The following is an 11596-nucleotide window of genomic DNA, read 5'->3' as shown; positions in this document are numbered from 1 at the left end:
GCGCCGGACGACGAGCCCGGTGGCGAGGCGGCTGGTCCAGGACTGGAAGCCCGCGACGGTGCCCGCCGCGCACGAGGCGCGGGACCCGACGCGGGCAGGGTGGGGTGACCGAGTCGGGCCGGTACGCCCGATAGGGCGACACTCCTCGTCCACGACAGGTCATCGACGCTTCACTGGAACCATGCGCGTGCCGGCTGGGGTGGTCCTCACGGGCCTGGCGACGAGCACCCTCGCCACGCTCACCGCGATCGTGATCAACGTCGCGACCGGTGAATCCGCTCCCCCGCCGCTGGACGTGCTCCGACCGCACGCCTACACCCTGGTGATCGTCCTGTGGGTGCTCACCGCGGTGCTGCTCGTCGTCCAGGAGGCACCCCGCCGCCGGGCCGCGTCGGTGGAGGCGATGCTGGCCGAGCCCGCCCGCCTCGACCAGGCCGTCGAGGCGTTGCGCGGGCGGCTCGACGCGCGGGTGCGGCGGCACGTGCGGGAGAACCGCCTGTTCCCCGGCCTGCCCGCGCTCCCCCAGGTGTGGCGCTCCGATCCCGACGCGAGCCGCCACCGCGTCCACCTCGCCACCCTCGGCACGGGCACCGGCGATCCGCTGGAGTACGTGCGCGTCTTCGACCGGGTCCCCTCCCGGCGGCTGGTCGTCCGCGGCGACGGCGGCGCGGGCAAGACCGACTGGCTGCACACCTTCGCCCGCGGCCTGCTCGACTCGGCCGAGCACAGGCGTGCCGTGCCGGTCCTGCTCGACCTGAGCACCTGGCCCGAGGGCCGCGACTTCACCGACTGGGTCACCGACGGCGTGGTCGACCAGTTCCCCGAGCTGCGCACCCGCCGACGGCGCCCGAGTGCCGACGACCTGGCCACCGCGCTGCGGGAGACCAACCGGCTGGTGCTGCTGCTCGACGGACTGGACGAGGTCGCCCCGGCGCGGCGCGGAGACCTCCTCGCGGTGCTCAACGACGACCTGTGGCACGGCCAGGCCGTCGTCCTGACCTCCAGGACGGACGCCTACCCCGCCGACGGGACCGCGGTGCGCGACGCGGCGGCCGTCGTCCTCGAACCGCTGCCCCGCGCGGCGGCCGTGAGCTGGTTGACCAGGGTCTTCCCCTCGGGCGGTGACGTCGAGCGGTGGCGACCGGTGGTGCGCGCCCTGGACGACCCGACGTCCCCGGTCGCGGTGGCACTGGCGACGCCGCTGACGCTCACGCTCGCCGCGAAGGTCTACGAGTCGCCGAGGAGCACGCCGGGGGAACTCCTGGAGCTGCCGGACGCGGACTCGGTGACCCGACACCTGTTCGGCCGCTTCCCGCAGGTCGCCTACGCCAGGTCGCGGTGGAGCCCCGAGCGCGTGCACGGCTGGCTGGAGCACCTGGCCACCCGCATGTCCGAGGACGACCGGCACGGGATCGCGTGGTGGCGGCTGTACCTGCTCGTGCCCCGGTGGCGCTTCGGTCTCCTGCTCGGCGCGCTGACCGGCCTGGTCACCGGCAGCGTCGCCACCGCGCTCGCCAGGCTCGCGATCGGCGCACTCCCCGAGCACCCGCCGTTCGACGAGGACGACTTCCTCGCCCGCCTGTGGCTGGTGCCGTACTCGATGGTCGAGAACTCCGTGCGGACGGTCAGCGGACAGTCCGCGCCGACCGCGGCGGTCACCGCGGTCGCGGTCGGCGCCCTGCTGGGTGCGGTGGCGGCCGCGGTCGCCACCGGCATGGTCGTGGGGCACCGGGACGCGTCGCGGTGGCGCCGGAGTTCGTGGACCGCGCGCGGCGCGCGGCGCGGTGCCCGTGACGTCCTCCTCGACGTCGTCGTCACCGCGCTGCTCACCGCCGCCGCGGGCGCCGTGCTGGGTGCGGTGGTCGGCGCGTTCGTGGGTCTGACCTGGTTCCCCGACGAGAACTCCAGCGCCCTGTTCTGGATCGCGGTCCGAGCGGGTGTCTGTGCGGGTGTGGCGTGCGGCGCGGGCGTGGGCGCCCTGTGCGGTCTGTTCGACGAGTCCAGCTCCCGCTGGGGTCGCCCGGCACCCGACGCGCCGACCGGGGTCCGGTTGGGCGACCTGTGGGCACCCACCGTCCTCGGCGGGCGAGGCGTCGCCGTGCTGACCGGTCTCGGTTTCGCGGCCGGGGCCGCGGTCGGGTTGGCGACCGGCGGCCACCCCGGACTGACGGGCGGGGTCGGCGCGCTGGTGGTCCTGGTGTTGGTCGTCCTGGTCCACGCCGACGCGATCACCGAGGCCGAAGCCTCGGAGCCCGCCGACACCTGGCGAGGTGACCGCGCCGAGCACCCCCGCGCCGTGCTGCGCGCGGACCTGGTGTCCTCCGTCGTGCGGATCACCGCCGCCTCGGTCCTGGCCCTGCCGTTGGTGCTGTCGCAGTCCACCCCCGAGGACCGCCGCTACGCGGGCGCGCTGGCCGTCCTGCTCGTCACGGTGTTCCTGGCCCGCGAGGTCTGCCTGCGCTCGTGGAGCTGGTCGGTGGTCGCGGGCGTGGCGCTGGCCGCACGGGGCCGACTGCCGTGGCGACCGCTGAGGTTCCTGGAGGACGCTCGGGACCGGCGGGTGCTGCGCCGCCACGGCGGTGTCTACCGGTTCCGCCACGCCGCGTTGCAGGACAGGCTCGCCCTCGCCCCCGTGCCGCGTGAGCCCGCCCCCGAGCCACCGGCACCTCCCGCGGGCCTCGACGGCGCGGCCGACCTCGTGGAGCGCGGCCGACGTGCTCTCGCCCTGGACAGGGCCGGGCACCACCGGCGGGCCTCGGTGGAGCTGTACCGGGTGCTGCGGGGGCTGCGCGGGGTGTGCGCCCCCGACGAGCCCGCCGTCCTGACCACGGCGATCTACCTGGCGGCCTCGCTCGATCGGCGCGGGACCCGCCTGCTCGCCGCGTGGCGGGCCGACATCGCCTACGACGACCTGGCTCGTGCCCTGCCCACCGCGACCCGCCCCTCCGCCGAGGCGCTGCTGCGGCTGTCCGCCGTCGTGCGCGATCCGGTCGACCGGCTGCTCTGCCTGCGGCTGGCCCGCGAGGGCCTCGCCCACGACGACCGCCGCACCGCGCGGGTCGACCAGTGGATCATCGCCCAGAGAGGCCTGGTCATCGAGACGGCCGCGCCGTCACCGCACCACGCGGCCGAGGCGTTGGCCGAGCTGCTCGCCGATGCGCGCGGCACCCTGGGCGCCGAACACCCGGTCACCGCGTTCACCCGGCACGTCCTGGCCAAGGCGCTGGGCAGGGCCAACCGGTGGGCCGAGGCCGAGGAGCACTACCGGGAGCTCGCCGACTGGGCGGGCCTGCACCCGGACCTGGCGCACGACCTCGTCGGCCCCGTCACCGCGGGTCTGGCGACCGCCCGCCGCCGACGACGCTTCTGACGACCGCGCGGCGGAGGCCTCCCCCGTCGTGGCGGGGGAGGCCTCGTCAAGCGCCCGGAGCTAGCGCTGACCGAACCGGTCGAGGCCTTCCTTGGCCTTCTCCTGGCCCTGGTCGATCTGGTCGGAGTACTTGCCGCCGGTCTTGTCGTCGGCGAAGTCGCCCGCCTTGTCGACGCCCTGGTCGACCTTGTCGCCGTGGTCGCCCAGCGCGTCCTTGGCCTTGTCCTTGAGCGCGTCGAACTTGTCGCCGATACCCATGGCTCGGACCCTCCCTCGACGGCGTCCGGTGTGGACGCCTCACCGGAGGGCTACCCGGCCTTCCGCTGCTCCATTCGCCGCATCACCCGATGGTGCGCGAGGATCAGTCGTCGACGAGGTCCACCAGCGCGTTGACGTGCGACACCGCCGAGCCCAGGGCGGTCGTCATCCGCTCGTCGGCGCCCGCCACGCCCTCGCTCAGGTCGCGGCACCCCGCCGCGGTCGCGCCGAAGGCGTCCAGCAGGCCCGTCCAGTGCTCACCGGCCGCCGCGGCGGGCGGCGACGGGGTCCCCCGGCCCGTCTCCACGGCGGTGGCCAAGCCAAGGCACGCCTGGCCGAGCGCGGCGGCGTCGCCCGCGCCGATGGCGTCGTCGACCTTCCTGGTGGCGGACACGACGGCGGACACGGCCTCCTGGCCGCGACCGAGCCACCACGCCCGGAGCGCGGCGGGCTCGTCGACGGCGGTGGTGGTCGGTGGCGGCGCGGTGGGCGTGACCGCCTCCTCGTGCGGGAGCACCACGAGCACCGCGACGGCCGCCAGCGCGACGAGGGCCGCGCGCCCGCCCGGTGCTCCCACCGGGACCGGCACGGCACGGGCTCGGCGCACGGCCGTGCCCAGTGCGACGCCGACGACGGCGACCACGACGCCGTCGAGCAGGACCATGCGCAGCACCTGCGCGGTGACGTACGGGACGGTCACGGCGCAGCGGGTCTCGGTGAGCCGCACGGCGCTCACGCAGGCGCCCGCGATCGTCAGCCCCCAGAACGCGAGCGCGCTGAACAGGCTGGTGGCCAGCGCGGCGACGACAGCGGCGGCGGTGCCGCGGCGCGCGGCCGTGACGACCGCCGCCGCGAAGACCGCGACCAGGATGATAGCGATCTGCCGGACGCGGGCGATCCAGACGAACCCGTCGGTCGCCCGCAGGTCGGCGGGAGCCGACTTCATCACCAGCCGCAGCACCACCTGGAGCACCACGACGGCCGCCACGACGACGGCGGCGGTGAGGAGTCCGGTCCGGACGGTCCGCCGGTCCGGACGGGCGAGCACCAGGGGCACGGCGCAGAGCAGCACCACCGCGACGCCCGCGCTCCACAGGTCGGCCGCGAGCATCACCAGCGGGTTGGCCACGACGGTGGACAGGAGCAGGTCGAAGCCGGAGCCGTCCGCCTGCTCCACCAGGCCGGAGATCCGCCGGAGCGTGGGCCCGACCAGGTCGGGGACCACCTTCGCCGTGGAGGGCGCGGACGACGCCCAGAACAGCAGGGTCGTGCACACGAGGGTCGCGGTGCCGCCGATCGCGAGGCCCGCCCACGCGCGGCGGGCGCGGGTCGCCTGCGCGGCGGCGAGGCGCGCGCACGAGGCGGTCCACCGCACGAGCAGCGCCGTGCCCGCGGTGAACGCGGCGAGGAAGGCCAGTTCCGCGAGGTCGGGCGGGGTGAACGCCGACCGCCCGATGCCCGTCCTGGACCCGATCAGCACCCCCGCCGTGAACCCGAGGCACGGCAGCAGCACGGCGCGCGCCGTGATCCGCGGAGCGGCGGCCAGCCGGACCGCCACCGCGCCGACGAACCCCGCCAGCAGCAGGCCCCACGCGGACAGCAGGTGGCTCGCGACCTCGCCGGTGAACACGGCCGCGCTGCCGACCGCGAAGGTGATCTGCCACCAGCCGAGCTGCGCGGCGATGCCGAAGGCGAGCGCCTCGCCGAACCCCGCCCGCAGCAGGCGGGAGCGGTCGGCCACCACGGCCGTCCGGTCCGCGGACGGCGGGTGGGGGCCGAACCACCCGCGCAGGCGCGGCCGGGACGAGTGGGCGAGGTAGTCGACGGAGCCGAGCAGGTCGGCGACCATCACGTCGGCGTGCCGCTCGCGGTCCCGCAGGACGGCGTTGCGCGACACGTACACCAGCGCCGCCAGCAGCAGCACCTCCACGGCGACCCGCAGCAGGAACCCGACGCCCTCCGCGCTCCACTCGGCGGAGTCGCCCGCGAGCAGGGCGGGACCGACCAGACCCCAGGCGAACACCGGCAGGGCGACCAGCACGAACGCCCGCCAGACCGCCATGGTCAGGTACGTCGTCGGCACGTCGTCGCGGCGCAGGTGCGCGAGTTCGTGCAGCACGACCGAGCGGAACAGCGCGGGCCTGCCGGTGGCCGTGGCGACCAGTCCCGCGTCGAGCGCCACGTACGGCCGCCCGGCCCGGCCGAAGGCGACGCCGCCCGCGCGGGAGGAGTACGGGTCGAGCAGGAACGTCGGCGCCCGCCGAAGTCCGGCCACCTCGACCAGCGACCGCAGTTCGGCCGCGAGCGGGGACCCGTCGGGGACGTCGAGGGGCACCAGGCCGTTGCGCCGGATCCGCCACCACGGCTGGAGCCGGTAGACGACCGCGACCACCAGCAGCAGGACGAGCATCCCGGCGGCGAGCCACGCGAGCCGGGCGGGCATGAACTCGGCCATGCACGCCTGCGCGCGCTCCATCGGGACCCGCATCGCCGTGCCCTCGTCGAGGGTCTGGGGCGGCACGTAGGTCAGGGGCACACCGCTGTCGACGTGGCAGCGGACCACGGCGGCGCCGTTGGCGACGATCCCCGGTGGCAGGGCGAACAGGAACACGAACCCGGCGACCGCCAGCACGAGGACGACCAGGACGGCGAACCTCGCGGTGGTGGGACCGGTGGACGGCTCCGGCCCGCCGGGTAACTCCCCGGAGTCCTGCTGACCGGTCATGGAGGCCTCCCCTGCCCTGGCGTCGCGTGCCGCCGATCATCTTCGGCTCGACGGCACCGCCACCGGTTCGGGTCGGCCGCGAATTCATCCCGATGGACCACGGGGGTGCGGTCCGCGCGGTGGTCCCGCCCCGGCGCCGGGGCAGGGCTGTCAGGCTCTGATCGTCCCGCCGGGATCCCCCCGTCCGCACGGCTCTCCGGTGCCCCGCAGGACACCGTCACGCCTGGGGACCGACGGGTGAGGAGCCCCACCGGGCCCAGGTGCCGGACTCGCCCGCCTCCCTGGAGCCCAACCCCTCCAGCAGCAGCGCCGCCTCGCTCCAGCAGCGGGCGGCGCTGCCGCCGTCACCGGCGCTGGCGTGCGCCGCACCGAGGTCGCGCAGGGTCCGCGCCCGCCACGCGGGCAGGTCCAGCTCGTCCCAGCCCGCCAGCGCCACCCGCAGCACGACCACGGCGCGGTCGGCCTCGCCGCCCGCCAGGTGGAGTTCGCCGATGGTGCGCCGCAGCAGCGCGAGGCCGAACCGGTCGCCCAGCTCGTGGCAGTCCGACAGCGCCCCGGCCAGCAGCCGCGCGGCCTCGGCCAACCGGCCAGCCCGCAGCCACGCCTTCGCCAGCGACTGCGCGGTGTAGCAGCTCATCAGCGGGTCGCCGAGTTCCGACGCGATCTCGTGGGCCCGGCGGAAGTACGGCTCGGCCTCGGCGTACTCGCCCCGCGCGCGGTGCACCAGCCCGATGCCCCGCACCGCCAGCGCCTCGCCGCGTCGGCTGCCCGCCACCCGGTACGCCGTCTCGGCGGCGCGCAGGGTGCGCAGCGCCTCCTCGTCGCGGGCCAGTTCCCGTTGCACGGAGCCGATCCCGTACAGCGAGTGCGCCACGCCCTCGCCGTCGCCGAGTTCGGTCAACAGCTCCCGCGCGCGGCCGAGCGCGGCGAGCGCGTGGTGGTACTGCGCCCGTTCGCGGGTCACCATGCCCTCGCCGTTGAGCGCGATGGCCTCGCCGCGGCGGTCGCCCAGCTCCACGAACAGCGCCCCCGCCGCACCGAACCACAGACCGGCCTCGGTGAACTCGTCGCGCTTGAAGTGCAGCTGCCCCAGGCTGCACCGCAGCACGGCCTCGCGCCTGCGGTCGCCCGCCTCGACCACGGCGTCCAGCGCGGCCCGGTGGGTCCGCTCCCAGCCGTCGTACCGGTTGCGCAGCCCGAACCACGCGAACACCAGGGCTTCGGCGAGGTCGCACGCGTCCGCCGCGAAACCGAGTTCCGCCGCCCGCTCCACCACCTTGATCAGCAGCGGCTCCTCCACCGCGAACCACGCGTCCCGCTCCGCGGGCGGCACCGGGTCGTCGTGCAGCTCCCCGAGGAACCCCTGCATCTGGCTGACCGCGGGCATCAGCCGTTCCACGCAGCCGTCCACCTTGGCCAGGCACGCCACGACGACCCGGCGCACGGCGGCGAGCCGGTCGGCGTCGTCGGGTTCGGCCTCGGCCAGCTCGCGCGCGTGGATGCGGACCAGGTCGTGCATCCGGTAGCGGTCCTCGCCGGTGACGTCGAGCAGCCGGGCGTCCACCAGGCGGTCGAGCACGTCCTCGGCGGCGCGCCCCGGCACGCCCAGCAGCGGCGACGCCAGCTCGGCGGGCAGCTCCGGGTGGTCGAGGAAGCCGAACGCCCGGTACGCGCGCCGCGCCCGCTCGTCGAGCGCCCGGTACGACAGCTCCAGGCTGCTGCGCACGGCGAGGTCGTCGGCGACCAGCTCGTCCAGCCTGCACCGCTCGTCGCCCAACCGGCCGGCCAGCCGCGACACCGGCCAGTGCGGGCGGCTCGCGAGCCGCGCGCCGGTGATCCGCACCGCGAGGGGCAGGTGGCCGCACAGCCGCGCGACCTCCAGAGCCGCCTCCGGTTCCTCCGCCACCCGGTCGTCGCCGAGGATGTCCGCGAGCAGCGCGACCGCCTCGGCCGACGTCAGCTCGTCGAGGGTGAGCCGCCGCGCCTGCCGGTCGGCGGGACGCAGCCTGCTGGTGATCAGCGTGAGGCAGCCGGGGGCACCGGGCAGCAGCAGGCGCACCTGGGCGGCGCTGGTGACGCCGTCCAGCACGATCAGGACCCGGCGGTCCGCGAGCTGCGCGCGCCACAGCGCCGCGCGCTCGTCGAGCCGCACCGGGATCCGCACGCCGGGAACGTCGATCGCGCGCAGCAGGGTGTCCAGCGCGACGCCCGGCGCGGGCGGCAGGGAGTGCAGGTCCACGAAGAGCTGCCCGTCCGGGTAGCGCGGGGCCAGCCGGTGGGCGGCGTGCACGGCCAGCGCGCTCTTGCCGACGCCCGCCGGGCCCTCGATCCACCACACGCCGTGCGGGTCGCCGCCGGTCAGCCGCTCCAGCTCGGCGACGCGGCCGGTGAAGTCGCCGACGTCGCACGGCAGGTAGTTGCGCCGCACCGGTTCCCCCGGCTCGTCGCCCTCCAGGACCGCGCGGTAGGTCTGCTGGAGCTCCGGTCCCGGTTCGACGCCCAGCTCGTCCACGAGGAGGCGCCGGGTGTCCTGGAACAGGCGCATGGCCTCGGGACGGCGGCCGGAACCGGCCAGCGCCCGCATCAGCCGCACCCGCAGCCGTTCGGCGAGCGGGTACTCCTCGACCAGGCCGGACAGCAGGTCCACGGCGTCCGCGTGGTGGCCGAGCGCGAGGTCCGCGTCCACGGCGTCCTCGACGGCCGCCAACCGCTGCGCCTCCACCGGTCCGCCGAGCCGGTCGATCCCGGCCATCGGCGCCCCGCGCCACAGCGCCAGGGCCTCGCCGAGCACGGCCCGGCGCTCCACCGCGTCGGGGGTCTCCCCTGCGCGGGCGACCAGCGTGCGGAACAGGTGCGCGTCGACCTGCTCGGGATCGGCGTCGAGCCGGTAGCCCTCCGCCCGGTGCTCGACCGGCACGCCCGCGCGGCGCAGGCCGGAGATGTGGACCTGGAGGGACTTGCGGACCTGCGGCGGGCGCTGGTCGCCCCAGACCAGGTCGATCAGCCGGTCGACGGGGACCACCCGCCCGCAGTCGGCCGCGAGCACGGCCAGGATGCGGCCCGCCTTCGGTGGCGGGGACGGCAGGAGGGTGCCGTCGTCGTCGTGCACCTCGATCGGCCCGAGAACTCGGAACTGCACCGGGACCCTCCACGAGTCGACGTCCAGGAAGCGCCGGGAGACAACGCGGGAGTTTGACGCCGCCCACGGCGTCCGGCTCCGGTTCGTCACCGAAGTCACCCGATCGGCTCAGTCGACCACCGTGCGTGACACAGTGGCCCTGGCCAGCGATTATGCCCGATCTCGGCAGACCGTTCGGTACCGCGGCACGGGCGGGTCGGCACGCTCCGTCGCCTCCGGCGCGGCGGCTCGGCACCCCGACCGGGGACCACGGGGAGCCCCGGTCCAGGCCCGCGACGGGGCGGGGCGGGCGGCGCTACGGTGATCGCCGTGGCGATGCGCGAACCGCGGGCGGTGCCGGCGTGGTGGGGCGGCCGGGTGCGGTCGCTGCTGTTCGACGTGGGGCTGGCGGGAGTGGTCGCGTGGCTGGGCGTCCAGAACAGCGACCTCACGGCGGCGGAGGTCGGCGGCGCGCTGGTCACGTTCGCGGGCCTCGTGGTCCGGCGGAGGTTCCCGCTGGTCGCGGTGGCCGCGGCGGTCGTCGGGATGGCGCTCGACCCGTACCTGGTGCCGATCCTGGTCGCCGTCTACAGCACCGCGGCGCGCTACGGGCCGACCGTGCGCACCTGGGTCGGGTCGGCGGTGGCGCTCGGTGCCGTCCAGGTCGTGGTGTGGACGAACGAGAACGACCGCTGGGACCCGGCTCAGCTGATCACCATCGTGTTCATCGCGCTCCCCGTGGTGGCCGGGCTCTGGACGTTCCAGCGCCAGACGCTGCTGGCCGCCCTCCGCGACCGCGCCGAGCAGGCCGAGCGGGAGCGCGACCTGCTCGCCGAACGCGCGGTCGCCGCGGAGCGCCGCCGCATCGCGGGCGAGATGCACGACGTGGTGGCGCACCGGGTGAGCGTGATCGCCCTCCAGGCGGGCGGGTTGACGCTCACCTCCGACGACGAGCACGTCGGGGAGGTCGCGGAGGTCATCCGGACCAACAGCACCGCCGCGCTCAACGAGCTCCGCGACGTGCTGCGCGTCCTGCGCGACGACGCCGACGCGCCGCCGCCCCGGCACAGCCCGGCGCTCGACGGCGTCGGCGACCTGGTCGAGGAGTTCCGCTCGGCGGGCGCCGAGGTGGACCTCGTCCTGCCGGACGCCGTGCCGGAGACGTCGGACGTGGTGGGCCGGGCGGCGTACCGGGTGGTGCAGGAGGCGCTCACCAACGCGGGCAAGCACGCCCCCGGAGCGCCGGTCACGGTCACCGTCGCCGCCTCGGACGACGACGTGGCGATCGAGGTCGCCAACCGGCCCGCGGGCGCGGCGCGGACGGAGGTGACCGGTTCGGGGTACGGGCTGGTCGGCATGCGCGAACGGGTCGCGCTCGCGGGCGGCACGGTCCGGTCGGGGCCGACCGACGGCGGTGGGTACCTTGTGTCCGCTCGGTTCCCCCGGTGATCGGATGACGCGCCCGTGACGGTGAAGGTGCTCCTGCTCGACGACGAGGAACTCGTGCGCGGCGGTCTGCGGATGATCCTGGAGTCCGACCCGGACCTCACCGTGGTCGCGGAGGCGCCCGACGGGTCCGCCGTCCTCGACCTGGTCGCCCGGCACCGCCCCGACGTCGTGCTGACCGACGTCCAGATGCCGGTGGTCGACGGCCTGGAGGTGACGCGGCTGGTCACGTCCCTGCCCGACGGGCCCCCGGTGCTGGTGCTGACCACGTTCGACCTGGACGAGTACGTGCACTCCGCGCTGCGGCAGGGCGCCTCGGGCTTCCTGCTCAAGGACACCCCGCCGCGCGACCTGGTGCAGGCCGTGCGCCGGGTGGCCGAGGGCGAGGCGATGATCTCGCCGCGGATCACCAAGCGGCTGCTGCGGGAGTTCGCGAGCGGTGGTGTGAAGCAGGAGGCCGTCGCGAGGCTGGAGGCCCTGACGGCACGGGAGCGCGAGGTCGCGGTCGCCGTGGGCGGCGGGCTGAGCAACGCGGAGATCTCGAAGGCGCTGGTGCTGAGCGAATCCACCGTCAAGGTCCACGTGGGACGGGTGATGGCCAAGCTGGAGGTCTCCAACCGGACCCAGGTCGCCATCGTCGTCCACGACGCCGGGCTGGGCTGACCGGGTCGACGGCCGC

General features: G+C 75.7%; 6 protein-coding genes. 3 read left to right on the top strand and 3 right to left on the bottom strand.

Annotated elements, in window-relative coordinates; genetic code table 11:
- The first annotated feature begins 181 nt into the window (after positions 1 to 181).
- Positions 182 to 3370 carry an NACHT domain-containing protein gene (locus AC156L_RS13140; protein WP_330879730.1) on the top strand — a complete coding sequence of 1063 codons (3189 nt, stop codon included), beginning with the start codon at positions 182 to 184 and terminating at the stop codon, positions 3368 to 3370.
- Positions 3371 to 3430: 60 nt separating this feature from the next.
- Here the strand turns inward: AC156L_RS13140 and AC156L_RS13135 are convergent, their stop codons facing one another.
- From AC156L_RS13135 to AC156L_RS13125, 3 genes are all read right to left on the bottom strand, one after another.
- Positions 3431 to 3628, bottom strand: coding sequence for an antitoxin (locus AC156L_RS13135; protein WP_330879731.1), 198 nt, complete (start codon positions 3626 to 3628; stop codon positions 3431 to 3433).
- Between the two features lie 103 nt (positions 3629 to 3731).
- A complete protein-coding gene (locus tag AC156L_RS13130; RefSeq protein ID WP_330879732.1) occupies positions 3732 to 6353 on the bottom strand; it encodes a M48 family metalloprotease in 2622 nt (873 codons plus the stop codon).
- Positions 6354 to 6570: 217 nt separating this feature from the next.
- Complete coding sequence (locus tag AC156L_RS13125; RefSeq protein WP_330879733.1) at positions 6571 to 9492, bottom strand: AfsR/SARP family transcriptional regulator; 2922 nt, start codon at positions 9490 to 9492, stop codon at positions 6571 to 6573.
- A gap of 315 nt (positions 9493 to 9807) precedes the next feature.
- Between AC156L_RS13125 and AC156L_RS13120 the strand changes: the two genes are divergently transcribed.
- Both AC156L_RS13120 and AC156L_RS13115 read left to right on the top strand, forming a co-directional pair.
- Complete coding sequence (locus AC156L_RS13120) at positions 9808 to 10920, top strand: sensor histidine kinase (RefSeq protein ID WP_330879757.1); 1113 nt, start codon at positions 9808 to 9810, stop codon at positions 10918 to 10920.
- A 15-nt stretch (positions 10921 to 10935) separates the two neighbouring features.
- Complete coding sequence (locus AC156L_RS13115) at positions 10936 to 11580, top strand: response regulator transcription factor (RefSeq protein WP_330879734.1); 645 nt, start codon at positions 10936 to 10938, stop codon at positions 11578 to 11580.
- Positions 11581 to 11596 lie beyond the last annotated feature (16 nt).

The sequence above is a fragment of the Umezawaea sp. genome (assembly GCF_057122925.1).
This window is presented reverse-complemented; position numbering and strand designations above follow the sequence as displayed.